This is a genomic window from Pseudarthrobacter sp. W1I19 (assembly GCF_030817835.1).
In the GTDB taxonomy this organism is placed as follows: Bacteria; Actinomycetota; Actinomycetes; order Actinomycetales; family Micrococcaceae; genus Arthrobacter.
On sequence record NZ_JAUSZR010000001.1, the window covers coordinates 3,179,895 to 3,195,349 of the forward strand.

Genomic DNA, 15,455 nt, shown 5'->3' on the forward strand with positions numbered 1-15,455 from the left:
GGGGGCACGGCACAACTTACTGATTAAGGAGTGACAACATGGGTATTCTCGGATTTCTCATTTTGGGCCTGATCGCGGGTGCTATTGCCAAGGCCATCCTGCCGGGACGTCAAGGCGGAGGCTGGGTAATCACCATGGTCCTCGGCGTCGTCGGCGCCATCCTGGGCGGCTGGATCGGCTCGCTGATCTTCGGCGGCGGACTGGCTGAATTCTTCGATATCCGCACATGGCTGCTGGCCATCCTCGGATCGATTGTCGTACTGCTGATCTACGGTGCAGTCACCAACCGGAGCAGCCGCCGCGTATAGCTGCAGCTCACATTAACCAAGGCAAAGCGCCGTTCTCCCCTACGGAGGGCGGCGCTTTTGCATGCCCTGCACCCGTAGATTCTGCGTCTTCAGCCTGTACCTCGGAAAAAACGGTTTCCGCCGACCCGTGGATTTTGGGGGCGGGCACTTTATGATGTGCGAGGGGGGTGGTTTAATGGCTGATTCTCAAAGCCAAAACAACGGACTGGCAACGCCGTCATTCGGCATGGTCCTGGACGCCAGCCCCGACGCACTCCTTGCACTCGCCCCCGGCGGCAGCATCACCATGGCCAACGCCGCTGCTGAGAGACTTTTCGGGTTCAAGCCGAAAGAATTGGCGGGCCGGAATTACCGCTCCCTCTTTACGCCAGGCTTCCACGACGAGGTGGACCGGCTGTTCCAGCAACAGCTGGCCGAGCCGGGAGGACACCCGCCGCCGCGGGAGGTCTTTTGTGTGAACAGCAACGGGGCCGAGTTTCCGGCGGAAGTGGCAGTGGCGCTGCTCCCCGGTTCCGTCCTGGCGGTTCCACCCGGTGCCGGGAGCGGACACCAACTGCTGCTCTCGGTCCGCGGCACATCGCACCGGGCTGCGGCACAGGAGGATCTGCGGGAGGCGATGTCGCTTCTGACCGCAACCCTGGAATCCACTGCGGACGGCATCCTGGTGATCAGCAACCAGGGCAATGTTGCCGGTTTCAACGACCAGTTCTTAAGAATGTGGGGCATCCCCCCGGAACTCCTCGAGGGCGACAGCGAGGAACCGATCGTGCAGCTGGTGGTTTCCCAGCTGGCGGATCCGGTGGCATTCATGGGCCGCATCAATGAACTGCAGGACAACCCGGAAGCGGAAAGCCACGACGTCCTGGATTTCAAGGACGGCCGCACGTTCGAGCGGTATTCCCGCCCGCAGCGGGTGGGTGAGCAGATCGTGGGCAGGGTATGGAGCTTCCGGGACGTCACCCCCCGGCGCAAGGCCCAGGAACAGGCGCAACAAGCCATGCTGGACCTCGCCGCGCAGGCCGAAAAACTGCGGACCATGGCCTTCCAGGATCCGCTGACAGGGCTGGCCAACAGGGCTGTGTTCAACGACGCCCTGGCGGATGCGTTGAAGGAGCCGCGGCTGAAGGCGGTTGACGTCCTCCTGCTGGACCTGGACGACTTCAAGGAAGTCAATGACATCCTGGGACACCAGGCAGGGGACGACATGCTGATCGAAGTCGCGCGCCGGCTCCGCGGCTGCGTCCCCACCGCTGATGTGGTGGCCCGGCTGGGCGGTGATGAATTCGTAGTGCTGCTCACCGCCTGCCCGGACGCCGACGACATAGCGGGCTGCATTGTCCGCTGCCTGCACGTCCCCGTCACCATCAGCGGCACGGTGCTGCGGCCCAGCCTCAGCCTGGGACTCGCGTCCCTGGGGCAGGACAATGTGGGCCCCTCCGAACTGCTGCGGCATGCGGACATCGCAATGTACGCAGCCAAGGCCGCCGGAAAGAACCGCTTCCTCCGGTTCCACCCGGACATGATGACTGCCCTGGTACAACGGACCGACATGGAAAGCGGGCTGCAAATGGCGGTATCCCGGGGCGAGATCTCGGTGGACTTCCAGCCGATCGTGTCGCACCGGATGGGCCAGGTGGTGCAGTTCGAGGCGCTGGCACGGTGGGACAAGGACGGCGAGCGCGTGCCGCCGTCGGTCTTTATCCCCCTCGCTGAACGTACCGGGCTGATCAACGAAATCGGCGCCGAAGTGATGGCCTACGGCATGGTGCAGCTGGCCTCGTGGCTGAGCGAGGACCCGTCCCGATCCCTGTCCGTGAACGTCTCCGGCGTCCAGCTGCAGAATCCGGATTTCGCCGAAGAAGTCCTGCGCCTCGCCGATGCCACCGGAGTGGCCGCATACCAGCTGGCGCTGGAGGTGACCGAGTCGGTCTTTTTCGACGCCGACTGCAGCCTGATCAAACAGCTCAGCCGGCTGCGGGACGCCGGGGCCCGGGTTGCCCTGGACGACTTCGGCACCGGTTATTCCTCCTTGGGACGGCTGCAGGACCTACCGGTGGACACCGTCAAAATCGACAAAACCTTTGTGTCCATGGTGCGAACCGGCGCCGAACGGCTGCCCATCCTCAGTTCCATGATCAACATGGCCCACAGCCTCGGGTTGACCGTCACAGCGGAAGGCGTGGAGACGGCGGCCCAGGCCGACTATCTCACCGCCCTGGACTGTGACTCCCTGCAGGGGTACCTTTTCTCGCTGCCCGAGCCGGGCGTGCGTATGAAGTACGCCCTGCACCACGCGGAAGAAGCCCTTAACGCCCTTAAGGGGCGGTAAAAGGAAGCCTGAATCCCCGTCACCAGGCGCTGTGAGGCATATCATGGAAAAGCGTCTCCGCCCAGGTCTCGGGTGGGCCCCGTGCCCGGTTTTCCCAACGGTTCCGGGGTTCCAGGACGCACCTATGGGGAGGGTTTCCGCGTGTCTCAGACTGGTCTCCTGCAACACCGTCACGCCGGCAGCAGCAACAGATTTCCCCTGAAATGGCCGGCGGTGCTGACGGCTATCGCCCTGGCCGGGCTTGGCCTGTTTTTCGCGGCCAACAGCGGATCCCCGGCTGCCCTGGTCACCGGTGACTTCGTCATTCTGGCGGCGTCCCTGCTGGCGGGGGCAAGCTGCGCCCGGGCGGCACGGCGTGGCGGCGCCAACGCCAGGGCCTGGACTTTGATGGCAGCGGCGGCTTTCATCTGGGCAGCAGGCATGGCCCTCTACGCCTTTTACGGCCTTGCCAACAACCACGTGTACCCCTTTCCCTCCCTGGCAGATGCCCTGTTCATCGGCTACTCGGTGCCCGCCGTCGTCGCGCTTTTTGCGTTCAAAAGGCGCGGCGGCAACCATGTGGCGCTGTACCGGGCGGTGATGGATGCCGCGGTGATTGCCGGTTCCGTGCTGGTGGTCAGCTGGTACATCGTGCTGGGCGCCGCCTTCGACGCAGAGGGCGATCCCCTGGCCCGGCTCACCGGGATGGGCTACCCCGTGGTGGACCTGGTGATCACCTCCCTGGTGTTGGTCCTGGCCATGCGCCGGCAGCCGGGTGAGCGGCTGCCGTGGCTGTGTTTCGGCGGCGGGCTGCTGGTGCTGGCCGTGACGGACAGTATCTACGTGCGGTTGACGTTCGACGGCGTCAGCGGCACCACGGGTTCGCCCCTCGCCCTTGGCTGGATTATCGCCTTCCTCCTGATCGCCCTCGCGCCGCTGGCACCGTACCAGGAGAACACCGGGTCAGACCGGACCGGCTACACCCTCGCGCTTGAGCTGCTCCCGTATGTGCCGCTGCTGGTTGCCGTGGTGCTGTTCGCCGGTCCCCACCTGCCCGAACTCGAGCCCTTCCTGCTGGTGGTGGGTGCCGCCGTCCTGGTGTTCGTGATGGTGCGGCAGGTGCTGATCATCCTGGAGAACATCACCCTCACCAGCGGGCTCGAGGATGAGGTGGCGGTCCGCACCAGGGAGCTGGAGGCCGCCCGCGAAGCTGCCCTGGAATCGAGCCGGTTGAAGTCGGAGTTCCTGGCCACCATGAGCCACGAGATCCGGACGCCCATGAACGGCGTGGTGGGCCTGACCGCGCTGTTGCTGGAGACCCCGCTGGACCCCACCCAGAAGCAGTACGCGGATGGGGTGAAGGGCGCAGGCGAGGCGCTGCTGGCCCTGATCAATGACATCCTGGACTTCTCCAAGCTGGAGGCCGGCAAGGTTGACCTGGACGTGCGCCCCTTTGATCCGCGCGTCCTCGTGGAGGAAGTGGCCGGGCTCCTGGCCGAACCGGCACAGGCCAAGAACCTGGAACTGATCGCCTATTGTGAACCCGAAGTCCCCGCACGGCTGGTGGGCGACTCCGGCCGGATCCGCCAGATCCTCCTGAACCTGGCGTCCAACGCGGTGAAGTTCACGGCGTCCGGCGAGGTATCCATCAGGGTCACCATCCAGAACCCCGGCGTTGGTGCCGGAAGCACCGCCACGGTGCACTTCGAAGTCCGCGATACCGGTATCGGCATTGAGCCCTCCCACCACAGCAGGCTCTTCCAATCGTTCTCGCAGGCCGACGCCTCCACTACCCGGCGGTACGGCGGCACCGGGCTGGGCTTGGCCATCTGCAGCCGGCTGACGGAGGCGATGGACGGCGACATCGGCCTCGAGAGCGTCCCCGGGGAGGGCAGCACCTTCTGGTTCCGGCTGCCCCTGCCGGTGGCGCCGCCGTCAACGGATCCCGTTCCCGCGGCCGGCTTCCTCAACGGCCTGCGGGTCCTGGTGGTGGATGACAACGCCACCAACAGGCTGGTGCTCGAATCGCAGCTGCGGGGCTGGCGGCTCCTGCCCGAAGCCGTCCCCGATGCTGCCTCGGCGCTGGTCCGGGCCCGCGAAGCTGACGCCGCCGGGGAACCCTTCCACCTGGCAGTGCTCGACTTCTGCATGCCGGATATCGATGGGCTGGAGTTGGCGCGGCGCATCAAGGCCGATGCCGGGCTCGCGCAGATGGAACTGATCATGCTCACCTCCACGATGCAGGTCAACGCGGCGGAAATCAGCCAGGCCGGCGTGCGCGAATGGCTGATGAAGCCCGTCCGGAGCTCTGAGTTCTACAACCGCCTGGTCCGGCTGATGTCCACACACGAGCCTTCCGTCCCTGCCGTCGCCCCATCCCCTGTGCCGGCTGCTTCGGGCGGGCCGTCACGGGGCCGGATCCTGGTGGTGGAGGACAACGAGGTGAACCAGCTGGTGGCCCGCGCCACCGTCAGCAGGCTCGGCTACGCGGTGGACGTGGTCTCCAACGGCGTTGAGGCCCTCACCGCCACCGCGGAAACCCGCTATGCCGCAGTCCTGATGGATTGCCACATGCCGGTGATGGACGGGTTTGAAGCCACCCGCCAGATCCGGCGCCGGGACACCGCGCACCCGCGCCTGCCCATCATTGCCATGACCGCCGGCGCGCTGGACGGTGACCGGGAACGGTGCCTCGCTGCCGGAATGGACGATTACCTCGCCAAGCCGGTGGACGCCGCCGCGCTGGAAGCCACGCTGGTCCGCTGGGTTCCGGAACCCGGGGCCCGCCTTGTTCCAGGGCTTGTCCCCCAGCCGCTGGCAGTGACTGGAGGGACTCCGCTGGGCCCGGCAACCGTTGCCGCCCTGGACCAGGACCGGGTTGCCATCCTGCGGGAGCTGGGACCGGAGGATGGGCGGGGCTTGTTGCCCGAGGCGGTGGCCGCGTTCCGGCGGGGCCTGCCCGAGCGGGTGGCCGCCCTGCAGGCGGCCGTGGACGACGGCGACGGGCCGGCTTTGGCACAGGCGGCGCACGCGCTGAAGGGCTCGGCGGCCAATATCGGGGCCGCCGCCGTTGCCGGGATCTGCGCCGGGCTGGAAGGGCTGGGCCGGGGTGGGACGGCCGACGGCGGTGACGCCCTGGTCCGGCGCCTTGAGGCGGAGCTGCACCGGCTGGACGTGGAACTGGACGCAGCGCTGGAGGTGAACCTGTGAAAGTTCTGGTGGCCGATGACGACCCGGGCTCGCTGATGGTGGCAAGGGCCGCCGTCGAACGTTCCGGGCATAACTGCGTGACTGCCGCGGACGGCGACGAGGCGTGGGCGCTCTACCTGGAGCATCGGCCGGACGTGGTGGTGACCGACTGGATGATGCCGGGTATGGACGGGCTGGCATTGTGCCGGGCTATTCGGGCGCGGGAGCAGGACCTGTACACGTACGTGGTGCTGCTGACCTCGCAGGGCTCCCGGGATGATGTGCTGGCTGGGCTGGAGGCCGGCGCGGACGACTACGTCACCAAGCCGCTGGACCCGTTTGTGCTGCATGCCCGGCTGCTGGTGGCCCGGCGCATCACCACGCTGCACGCGGACCTGGCACATTACCGCCGCGTCCTGGCCCGGCAGGCGCGGACCGATCCACTGACCGGGCTGCACAACCGGCTCAAGCTGTCGGAGGATCTGGAGCAGCTGCACCTGCGCAGCGAGCGGTACGCGGAGCAGTACAGCCTGGCGATGTGCGACGTGGACAATTTCAAGAGCTTCAACGACCTCTACGGGCACCAGGCGGGAGACCTGGCCCTGCGGGCGGTGGCGGCGGCGCTGCTGGGCATTGCCAGGAAAAGCGATGGCGTGTACCGCTACGGCGGCGAGGAGTTCCTGCTGGTGCTGCCTCAGCAGTCGGGGTCGGGCGCGAAGGCGCTGATGGAACGGGCGCTGGCGGCCGTACGGGACCTGGCGATTGTGCATGCCGGCGATCCGTCCGGGCAGCTGCGGCTCAGCGCCGGGGTCTCGTCGTATTGCCACGGGCACCGGGCTGATGCCGACGCGCTGGTCGGTGCGGCCGACGCCGCGTTGTATGCGGCGAAGGCCGCGGGACGGAACAGGGTGGAACTGGCCCGATAGTTGCGGTCAGGCAGCCTTCTTGGAGCCGGACTTTTTCTGGGTCGGCTTCTGCTGATTCGGCCGCTGCTGGGCGGTAGCCTGCTGGGCGGGCGGCTGCTGGGCGGGCGGCTGCTGGCGTGCTGGCTGCTGCTGGGCGGGCGCCTGCTGCGGGACTGGCTGCTGTTGAACCGGCTCGGTGACAGTTTCTGCTGCGACTTCGTACGCCACGTCAGCTGCCTCTGCTTCCATCGCTTCGGCTGCTTCATATGCGCCGGCTGCAACGGCGGCGCGGTTGCGCTTCCAACGGCGGAGCAGGTCGACTGCGGCCACGGCGCCGGCCAGCGGCGTGAGTACGGCCGCCAGGTAGACGAAGAGCATCCAGGTCAGTGTGGTGAGCGGCGGCTGGTTGTTGTTCAGGAGGGAGAGCCCGCCCAGCAGGCCAGTGGCCCAAAAGAGGACCACTGCGGTGAGCACCGCCGCGGCCGGGAAATACTGGTTGGACACGATCTTTTTCAGGGTTTCCACGCACTTCCTCCTGCCTGGCCGGGGCACGGCTACAGCCGCTCAAGACCAGTATGGGGCTGCCGGCGCGGGAATCCCGGCAACACGCAGGCAGTGGTGACGAACCTAACGTCCGGATCGCCGCGGCCTGGATCTTTTCCCCCTCTTCCCTGCCGCAGACCCAGCGAATACCGTGGACCTGACCGGCGCCGCTGCCGGCTTGCCCGAACTGTTGGCCTCTGGAGGTCCCCATGCGAAAAGTCACTGCCGGTTTGTTCCATTCCGTGGACGGTGTGGTCTCAGAACCGTTCAAGTTCCAGTTCGACAGCTTTGACGACGAGCTCGGTGCGGGCCTGACCAAAATGATGCAGACGGTGGACACGGTGGTGCTGGGCCGGGTCAGCTACCAGGAATGGGCTGGTTACTGGCCAACCGCTACAGCGGACCAGGACTTTGCGGCCTTCATCAATTCCGTGGAAAAGTTTGTGGCCTCGCGGTCGCTGAAGGAACCGCTGGAATGGCAGAACTCGCGCCTGATGGACGGACCCCTGGAAGAGTTCGTGGGGAAGCTGAAGGAGCGCGACGGCGGAGAGATCGCCGTGTGCGGCAGCATCTCAGTGACCCGGCAGCTGCTGTTCGCCGGGCTGCTGGATTCGCTGACGCTGATGACCCACCCGGTCATCGCCGGCACAGGCCGCCGCCTGTTCGAAGACGGCCACCCCACCACCAGGCTCGAACTGCAGGACCAGTACCGGACCAGCAGGGGCAACGTGATCAGCGTGTACGGGCGGCGCGGGGAGTAGCGGCCGCCTCCATGCCCGCCGCGGCCGGGAGGTAGGCAGCTTCCCACAACGGGTAAAATCTTCGGGTCATGCATTGTTTCTACTTCGATGCCGGCCGTTGCCGCTCCTGCACCCACATGGGTACGCCCTACCTTGAACAGCTCGCAGGCAAGCAGAGGCACTGCCAAACCCTCCTCGCCGACCACACTTCGTCGTTGGCATGGCTGCCAGCTCTTGCGAGTGCGAAGTCCGGCTTCCGCAACAAGGCCAAGATGGTGATTGGCGGAACGGCCCAGAGGCCCACCATCGGGATCCTCGACGCTGAAGGCTCTGGGGTTGACCTGCGCAAATGCCGCGTCTGCTCCCCCGGCCTGCGGGCGTGTTTCCCGGTTCTAGCGGACTTCATCCGTCAAAGCCGCCTGACGCCGTACGACGTTCCCCGGCGGTGTGGGGAGCTGAAGCACCTGATCATCACCGAATCACCGGACGGCGACATTATGCTCCGGCTGGTGATGCGCTCGGAACAGCTGGTGCCGCGCATCCGGAAGAACCTCCCCGGCCTGCTGGCTGCCCTGCCGCAGGTGAAGGTGGTTTCGGTGAACCTGCTCCCGGAGCACAAGGCGGTGCTGGAGGGTGAGCGCGAGGTCCTGCTGACAGAGCAGTCAACGCTCAGGATGCGGGTCAACGACGTCAACCTGCACCTTCGGCCGCAGAGCTTTTTCCAGACCAACAGCGAGATGGCCGCCGCGCTTTACCGGCAGGGGCGGGAGTGGGTCAACCAGCTGGCGCCGGCCTCGGTCTGGGACCTCTACTGCGGCGTGGGCGGTTTCGCCTTGCACTGCGCGGACCCGTCCAGGAACGTGACCGGCATCGAAACGAGCAGCGAAGCCATTGTCTCGGCCAAAATCAGCAGGGAGGAAGCGGGTCTGCAGCGCATGGACTTCCGGGCCGGTGACGCCACCGCCTTTGCCCTCGCAGCGGACCAGTCGCCAGAACTGGTGATCGTTAACCCGCCCCGCCGCGGCATCGGCAAGGAGTTGTGCGGCTGGCTTGAGTCGTCGGACGTTGAGCACATTGTCTACTCGAGCTGCAATGCCCAGTCGCTGGCCCGTGACCTGGATGCACTCCCCTCTTTCACGGCGCGGCAGGCCCGAGTCCTGGACATGTTCCCGCAGACCACGCACTACGAAGCGATGGTCCTGCTCAGCCGGTCCTAACTCCTGCACGGGCGGCAAAGCCGATCATCTTCTATGCCTAGCCCTGACTGGCAACGACCAAGCCTGCAAATCAAGGTCTCCGAAGGATCACCTCAAGATTCACGCCTATCCCATCTTCTGCCTGCTCAGGATTGCTAGGCTCGCCTCACAATTCGCATCCTGCAACACAAAATTGGGGCATAAATGAATAAGAAGCACCACATTTCCCGGATCTTTCAAGCCCGGATGAAGAAATCAGGTCCCCCGCAAGGCACCCAGCAGCCAGGCTCAACGAGGATAAAGCTCGCCGCAACAGCGGGCGTCGCAATGCTTCTGCTCACCGGCTGCGGCGCATCGTCCAACTCACTGGCAGCGGTCTCCGACGGCCGGACCACCAGCTCAGCGACCGCTACCCCCACAGCCTCTCCGACACCGACTCCCATCGCAAAAACGCCCTGCAGCCCTCTGGAGAGCCAAAGGACCTCTGCTGGCGCCACATATATCTGCACTGGCGACGAAACTGGCAAACAGATATGGCTCGAACAGTCAGAATCAAAGAAGTTGAGCGAAAAGATAGCAGCCGCCGCAGCGGCAAAGGCGGCAGCGGAAAAAGCAGCAGCGGAAAAGGCTGCTGCAGATGCGGCCGCAGCGGAGGCAGCGGCCAAGGCGGCTGCGGAGGCCAAAGCCGCGGAGGACGCGGCGGCAGCTCAAGCAGCGGCCGCAGCAGCTGCGAAAGCGGCTCCGGCCCCGGCCCCGGCCCCTGCTCCTCCGGCACCAAAATATGTAGCGCCCGCCGCTCCAGCCGCACCATCGGGATGCGATCCCAACTATTCAGGCTGCGTCCCGGTCGCCTCGGACGTCGACTGTGCCGGTGGAAGCGGCAATGGACCGGCCTACGTCCAGGGTCCGGTGCGCGTCCTGGGGTCCGACATCTATGACCTGGACAGAGACAGCGACGGCATCGGCTGCGAAGGCTAACCGGCCCAAGGTCAGGGCAGCCACCAGTTCGTGGCCCAGGGCCTAGCCCCCGTTCCGGGCCAGCATCTCCCCGATGATCCGGGCGCCCTCAGGAAAGGCGCCCGGATTCGTCCCTGAGTAATTGAGCCGGATGAACGGGCCTGCGGGTTCTGCCGGGAACCACTCGTTCCCGGGGACGATAATCACCCCCGCTGCCTCACAATCCCGGGCCAGCCGGTCCAAGTCCGTCCCGTCAGGGAGCCGCACCCACACGTGCAGGCCGCCTTTTGGCACCTGCTCAATGTGGCCCTGCGGCACGTGCTGGCGCAGGCTGCTGACCAGCAGGTCGCGACGGGATTCAAGCTGGTGGCGGAGGCTGCGCAGGTGCGTCTGCCACCCGGGCTGGGTGACGACGTCGAGCGCGGCCGCCTGCAGGAGCCCGCTGACGTACATCGACTCGGCGGCCCGGTCGGCAAGGATGCGCTCCCGTGCAGGCCCGCGGGCGATCACCGCGGCCACCCGGATCGACGTCGACACACTCTTGGTCAGCGAGCGCAGGTACACAACATGCCCGGAATCATCGCGGGAAGCCACCGGCACCGGCGTACTGGTGATGCCGAAGTCATGCGCCCAGTCGTCCTCCACCAGGAACGCGCCCTGGTCACGCACCACGTCCAGCACCTGATCACGCCGCTCCGCGGTCCACTGGGCTCCGGTGGGGTTCGCGTAATTTGGCTGCGCATAGAACACCCTGGCTCCGGACTCCTCAAAGGCCCGGGTCAGTTCTACGGGGTCGGGGCCATCCGGACCAGTGGGCACCGGAATCACATGTACTCCTGCCTGCGCGGCCGCGAGGATGGCGCCCCAGTAGGTTGGCGATTCCAGCAGCAGCGGCTGCCCCCTGCCCACGAGTGCGCTGAAAATTGAGCTCAGTCCGCTCTGGCTTCCAGGAAGTACGACGACGTCGCTGGGGTTCGGCGGCGTAGTCCCGGCCGGCGTTGCCGCGCCCAGCTCGTGCGCGAACCAGGACTGCAGTTCCGGCAGGCCGGCCGCGGGCGGGCGGGACAGGGCTGCATCACCGCGGGCAGCCCGGGTGAGGGCGGCCCGCACCAGCCGCTCGGGCAGCAGCTCGCGGGCGGGGTAGCCGGAGTGGAAGGCGATGACGCCCAGTGGCAGGTCGCGCATGGTGGAGGAAGCGGACGGCAAGGTGGCGCGCGGTGAACGCAGGGCCGCCGTCTGCCAGCCGTAGTCCGACGGCTTGGCAGTCCTGGCCGAGCGGACAAAAGTCCCCACGCCGGGCCTGCTCTCGATCAGTCCCTGCGCTGTCAGCGTCTGCAGGGCTTTCTGCACCGTCACCGGGCTGGCCTGGTACTCGGCCACCAGGGAACGGGTGGACGGCAGCTTCGCTCCGGGTGCGGCGGCAGCCATCCAGGTTTTCAGGTGCGTCACGATCCGCGAACTGCTATCGTTGTTCATGAGAGACAATAGTAGCGCTACTCTTGCCGCGCGCACAGTGATACTGCCATCGCAGGCCTCCGGAATCTGGCTGGGGCTCCTCGGAGTGGCCGCGTTCTCCTTTACCGTCCCGTTCACCAAAATCGCCGTGGCCAGCCTGTCCCCGCTGTTCATCGGATCAGGACGGGCCGTGGTGGCGGCAGTGCTGGCAGGGTTGGCTTTGGCACTTACCCGGCAACGACTCCCCCACGGGAGGCAATGGGCGCGCCTCGCGGTAGTCGCGGCCGGCGTCGTCGTTGGCTTCCCGCTACTGACTTCCTTTGCCTTGACCGCCACACCCGCAAGCCACGGAGCCGTGGTGATTGCTTTGCTCCCGGCCGCTACTGCAACGGCCGCGGTGCTCCGGGGGCGGGAACAGCCGCCGCTGGCGTTCTGGCTTGTCACAGCGGCGGGAGCCCTTGCGGCAATTGTCTTCGCCTCTCTTCACTCCGGCGGCTTCGGGCAGCTGCACTGGGCGGACCTGCTGTTGCTTGGTTCAGTGGTTGCTGCTGCCGTCGGCTATGCGGAAGGCGGCCTGCTGGCCCGCGAGCTTGGCGCATGGCAGACGGTGTCCTGGGCGTTGGTGCTCGCGTCGCCGCTGATGGTGCTCCTGACCGCTGTGTCTATCGCGCAGCAACCGCCGTCCGCCGGGCCGGGGCAATGGCTGGCGTTCGCGTACCTCGGTGTGGTCAGTATGTTCCTCGGGTTCTTCGCCTGGTACCGCGGCCTGGCCGTCGGCCCCATCGCCTCGGTCAGCCAAATCCAGCTCATCCAGCCTGTCCTGACCATCTGTTGGGCGGCCCTCCTTCTTGGCGAGAGCCTAACCTGGCCCACCGCCCTCGGCGCCCTCGCCGTGATCCTTTGCGCCGGGGCGGCTGTCCGGGTGCGGCTCAAGCCGGAACCCCTGCAGCCGGCGCCCGCGCCGCCCGCCGTTCCCCCCGTCCCATCCCTTCAATCAGTAAAGGACTAGCCCATGTACACGCCAGCCCATTTTGCCGCCGGCCCCGAAACCGTCCATGGGCTCCTTGCCCGCCCCGGCGCGGCGAACCTGGTCACCATGACACCGCAGGGCCTGCTCGCTACCCTGGTGCCGATTGTCTTTGATCCCGACGTCGGTGAGCACGGCGCGCTGCAGGGGCACCTTGCCCGGAACAACACACAGTGGTCAGAACCCGCCGTCGGGGAGGCACTGGCCATCATCCAGGGAGCGGACGCCTATATCTCGCCATCCTGGTACGCGTCCAAAGCGGAACACGGGCGGGTGGTCCCCACCTGGAACTACACCACAGCGCATGTGTACGGCCGGCTGGTGATCCATGACGATCCTGAATGGATTTCCCGCCAGGTCCGCCGGCTCACCGGGGTCCACGAGGCAGAGTTCGAGCACCCGTGGAGCGTGGACGACGCACCGGAACGCTTCATCGCCGGGCAGTTGCGGGCCATCGTCGGCGTGGAACTGGTGATCACCCGGATCGAAGCGAAGGCCAAGCTGAGCCAGAACCGGCCGGAGTCGGACATTGATGGTGTGGTTACGGGGCTTACTGCCAGAGGGCAGACGAGGATCGCGGCCGACGTCGAGCGGACGCGCTGACCCGAATGCGTGACTTTTGGCGCCCGCACGGACGTGGACCCCGGAATGGCGCGGGCCGGGACGGGCGGGAGGACTAAAAGTCACGCATTCCTGTCCGGCACCAGCCTACGAAGCAGCCTTGACCAGCTCTTCGCTCTTCTCCCACAACCCCCGGGCCAGCACGGCGTCGTAGGCCTGGGGGTTGGCCTTGGCCAGGGCGCGCTTGGCGTAGTAGGCGCCGGAGATCCAATCCTTGCCCGCCGTGCCGTTGATGAGCCAGAGCATGGTGTCGGCACCTTGGTCCGGGCTGAGCATAAACCGGTTGAGCAAGGTCTTGTAGGCGTGCCGGAACGGGCTGGTGGACTCGGCCGCGAAGTTGGTACGGACCACGCCCGGGTGGAATGCCGCCGTCGTGATGCCCTGGGCGGCGTAGCGCCGGTCCAGCTCAGAGGTAAACAGGATGTTGGCGAGCTTGCCGGTGCCATAGGCGCGGTTGGTGGAGTAGCTGTGCTCGGAATTGAGGTCGAACAGGTCCAGCTTGCCCATGCCGTTGGCGGCGCTGGCAGTGTTGATGACCTTCGCGTTGCTGGCGGTGAGGGTGTCCATCAGCAGGGTGGTGAGCAGGAACGGCGCCAGGTGGTTGATCTGGAACGTGGATTCGTTGCCGTCCACGGTGAGGGTGTGCTTGCCCATGATGCCGCCGGCGTTGTTGGCCAGGACGTCGATGCGCGGGTAGTCGGACGTCAGCTGGGCCGCGAGTGAGCGCACCTGCGCGAGTTCGGCGAAGTCCGTGACGAAGTAGTCCGCATTCAGCTCCTTGGCCATGGCGCGGGTCTTCTCATCGGACCGCCCGACGAGCACCACCTGCTCCCCCGCCTTCGCCAGGGTCCGTGCGGCGGCTGCCCCGATTCCGTCGCTGGCGCCGGTGATCACGATAGTGCGAGGAGTCAAGGGAAAGTCCTTTGGTCGGTGGCAGGCCGGGCTCCCGGTGGGAGCGCCTTGCCCTTGGCACAACGACGGCGGGCGGCCGGGTGTTCCCCGTCGCACCTGGCAGGGCATATCCTGCACACACAATCGAGCACCCAGCCGAGCCCCGGGAGGGAAGCATCATGGAGATGCCCAAAGCGTCAGACGAGGATAAAGAGCGGTTCCGGTCGCTGGTCCCTGACCACCCGGACGTGGTGGTCAAGCCCATGTTCGGCAACCTGGGCGCTTTCGTGAACGGCAACATGTTCGCCGGGTTGTTCGGGCCCACCATCGGCATCAAGCTCTCCCCGGAGGACCGGGAAAAACTCGAAAGCTCGGAACGGACCGTCCCGTTCGGGCCCGCCGAGCGTCCGATGGGCGGCTACACCGGCCTGCCGGAGATGTGGAACGAGGAAGGCGACGGCGACGACGCACGGGCGAAAGCCTGGATCCACAAGGCTTTTGAGTACATCTCCACGCTCCCGCCGAAGGAGCCGAAGGCCGCCAAAGTGCGGTCCGCAGGCAAATGATCAGTGTGCGGGTTCGAGCGCGAGCCTGAGCCCGAAGCCCACCAGGACTGTGCCGGTGATGCTGTCGATGATGCGGATGCTGCGGGCGCCCTTGAGCCAGCGGGAGGCATAGCCCGTGCCGAAGATCAGCAGCGTGAACCAGGCCATGGTCAAAACGCAGTGGACCCCGGCCAGCAGGACGCCCACCAGCAAGGGTGATTCACCCGCCGGAATGAACTGCGGGATGGTGGCGATGTAGAAGACGCCCACTTTCGGGTTCAGCAGGTTGGTTCCGGTCCCGGTCAGCCAGCCTTTAAAGAGGTCGTTCCGGCCGGCCGCCGGCGCGGCCCCCTCAGGGGCTGCAGCCTTGCCGTGCCGCAGGCTCTTCCACAACAGGGACAGCCCCAGCCAGAGCATGTACGCGGCGCCGGCAATGGTCAGCAGGCGGTAGGCCACCTCGGATGCTGCCAGCAGTGCCGAGACACCTACCGCCGCGGCAACTCCCCAGATCATCGCCCCGGTGCTGATGCCGATTGCCGTGGCAAAGGCGAACGGGCGGGACCTGGAGATGGACGAGCGCAGCACCAGGGCCGTGTCCATGCCGGGCACAAGCGTCAAAAGCCCGGCAACCACAGCAAAGGAAAGAACAGCCTGAAGGAGAGTCACCGTCCAAGGATATGGGGCGAGTGGTTGAGCCTGCCGAAACCCGTGACCCTCAGTTCACTTTTGATTCACCCAGGCAACAACGGCTGTCCAACCGGCCTCCATAG

Annotated in this window: 14 protein-coding genes; 10 read left to right on the forward strand and 4 right to left on the reverse strand. The window is 66.3% G+C overall.

Annotated features, from left to right (window positions below; translation table 11 throughout):
- The first annotated feature begins 38 nt into the window (after nt 1-38).
- The 4 genes from QF038_RS14795 to QF038_RS14810 all read left to right on the forward strand — a co-directional run bounded on the left by QF038_RS14795 (nt 39) and on the right by QF038_RS14810 (nt 6,731).
- Complete coding sequence (locus QF038_RS14795) at nt 39-308, forward strand: GlsB/YeaQ/YmgE family stress response membrane protein (protein ID WP_307610821.1); 270 nt, start codon at nt 39-41, stop codon at nt 306-308.
- Between the two features lie 175 nt (nt 309-483).
- A complete protein-coding gene (locus QF038_RS14800; protein WP_307610822.1) occupies nt 484-2,637 on the forward strand; it encodes an EAL domain-containing protein in 2,154 nt (717 codons plus the stop codon).
- A 141-nt stretch (nt 2,638-2,778) separates the two neighbouring features.
- Nucleotides 2,779-5,826, forward strand: a complete 3,048-nt coding sequence (locus QF038_RS14805; protein ID WP_307610823.1) for a response regulator — start codon at nt 2,779-2,781, stop codon at nt 5,824-5,826.
- Nucleotides 5,823-6,731: a diguanylate cyclase gene (locus QF038_RS14810; protein ID WP_307610824.1), complete on the forward strand. Its 909-nt coding sequence runs from the start codon at nt 5,823-5,825 to the stop codon at nt 6,729-6,731. Before QF038_RS14805 ends, QF038_RS14810 begins: the two co-directional genes overlap by 4 nt.
- 6 nt (nt 6,732-6,737) lie before the next feature.
- Here QF038_RS14810 and QF038_RS14815 read toward each other — a convergent pair whose 3' ends face one another.
- The gene (locus tag QF038_RS14815) at nt 6,738-7,235 is read right to left on the reverse strand and encodes a hypothetical protein (protein WP_307610825.1); all 498 of its coding nucleotides are present in this window, start codon (nt 7,233-7,235) and stop codon (nt 6,738-6,740) included.
- Between the two features lie 227 nt (nt 7,236-7,462).
- On the opposite strand from QF038_RS14815, the gene QF038_RS14820 reads away from it, so the two are divergent.
- From QF038_RS14820 to QF038_RS14830, 3 genes are all read left to right on the forward strand, one after another.
- Nucleotides 7,463-8,014, forward strand: a complete 552-nt coding sequence (locus QF038_RS14820) for a dihydrofolate reductase family protein (protein WP_307610826.1) — start codon at nt 7,463-7,465, stop codon at nt 8,012-8,014.
- Between the two features lie 68 nt (nt 8,015-8,082).
- Nucleotides 8,083-9,210, forward strand: a complete 1,128-nt coding sequence (rlmC, locus tag QF038_RS14825) for a 23S rRNA (uracil(747)-C(5))-methyltransferase RlmC (protein WP_307610827.1) — start codon at nt 8,083-8,085, stop codon at nt 9,208-9,210.
- A 540-nt stretch (nt 9,211-9,750) separates the two neighbouring features.
- A complete protein-coding gene (locus QF038_RS14830) occupies nt 9,751-10,167 on the forward strand; it encodes a hypothetical protein (protein ID WP_307610828.1) in 417 nt (138 codons plus the stop codon).
- A 42-nt stretch (nt 10,168-10,209) separates the two neighbouring features.
- On the opposite strand, the gene QF038_RS14835 is transcribed toward QF038_RS14830, so the two are convergent.
- The gene (locus QF038_RS14835) at nt 10,210-11,622 is read right to left on the reverse strand and encodes a PLP-dependent aminotransferase family protein (RefSeq protein ID WP_307610829.1); all 1,413 of its coding nucleotides are present in this window, start codon (nt 11,620-11,622) and stop codon (nt 10,210-10,212) included.
- On the opposite strand from QF038_RS14835, the gene QF038_RS14840 reads away from it, so the two are divergent.
- Nucleotides 11,621-12,610, forward strand: coding sequence for a DMT family transporter (locus QF038_RS14840; RefSeq protein WP_307610830.1), 990 nt, complete (start codon nt 11,621-11,623; stop codon nt 12,608-12,610). The two genes, QF038_RS14835 and QF038_RS14840, sit on opposite strands and share 2 nt — an antisense overlap.
- A 3-nt stretch (nt 12,611-12,613) precedes the next feature.
- Nucleotides 12,614-13,231 carry an FMN-binding negative transcriptional regulator gene (locus QF038_RS14845; protein WP_307610831.1) on the forward strand — a complete coding sequence of 206 codons (618 nt, stop codon included), beginning with the start codon at nt 12,614-12,616 and terminating at the stop codon, nt 13,229-13,231.
- 105 nt (nt 13,232-13,336) lie between these two features.
- Here QF038_RS14845 and QF038_RS14850 read toward each other — a convergent pair whose 3' ends face one another.
- The gene (locus QF038_RS14850) at nt 13,337-14,161 is read right to left on the reverse strand and encodes an SDR family NAD(P)-dependent oxidoreductase (protein ID WP_307610832.1); all 825 of its coding nucleotides are present in this window, start codon (nt 14,159-14,161) and stop codon (nt 13,337-13,339) included.
- Nucleotides 14,162-14,319: 158 nt separating this feature from the next.
- Here QF038_RS14850 and QF038_RS14855 point away from each other — a divergent pair, with 158 nt between their 5' ends.
- Nucleotides 14,320-14,706: a TfoX/Sxy family protein gene (locus QF038_RS14855; protein ID WP_307610833.1), complete on the forward strand. Its 387-nt coding sequence runs from the start codon at nt 14,320-14,322 to the stop codon at nt 14,704-14,706.
- Here QF038_RS14855 and QF038_RS14860 read toward each other — a convergent pair whose 3' ends face one another.
- Nucleotides 14,707-15,351 (reverse strand): LysE family translocator, encoded by a 645-nt coding sequence (locus QF038_RS14860; protein ID WP_307610834.1) that lies wholly within the window; start codon nt 15,349-15,351, stop codon nt 14,707-14,709.
- Nucleotides 15,352-15,455 lie beyond the last annotated feature (104 nt).

Coding starts and splice junctions, on each gene's coding strand:
- QF038_RS14795 (WP_307610821.1), top strand. CDS start 39: ATGGGTATTCTCGGATTTCTCATTTTGGGCCTGATCGCGGGTGCTATT.
- QF038_RS14800 (WP_307610822.1), top strand. CDS start 484: ATGGCTGATTCTCAAAGCCAAAACAACGGACTGGCAACGCCGTCATTC.
- QF038_RS14820 (WP_307610826.1), top strand. CDS start 7,463: ATGCGAAAAGTCACTGCCGGTTTGTTCCATTCCGTGGACGGTGTGGTC.
- rlmC (WP_307610827.1), top strand. CDS start 8,083: ATGCATTGTTTCTACTTCGATGCCGGCCGTTGCCGCTCCTGCACCCAC.
- QF038_RS14840 (WP_307610830.1), top strand. CDS start 11,621: ATGAGAGACAATAGTAGCGCTACTCTTGCCGCGCGCACAGTGATACTG.
- QF038_RS14835 (WP_307610829.1), bottom strand. CDS start 11,622: ATGAACAACGATAGCAGTTCGCGGATCGTGACGCACCTGAAAACCTGG.
- QF038_RS14845 (WP_307610831.1), top strand. CDS start 12,614: ATGTACACGCCAGCCCATTTTGCCGCCGGCCCCGAAACCGTCCATGGG.
- QF038_RS14855 (WP_307610833.1), top strand. CDS start 14,320: ATGGAGATGCCCAAAGCGTCAGACGAGGATAAAGAGCGGTTCCGGTCG.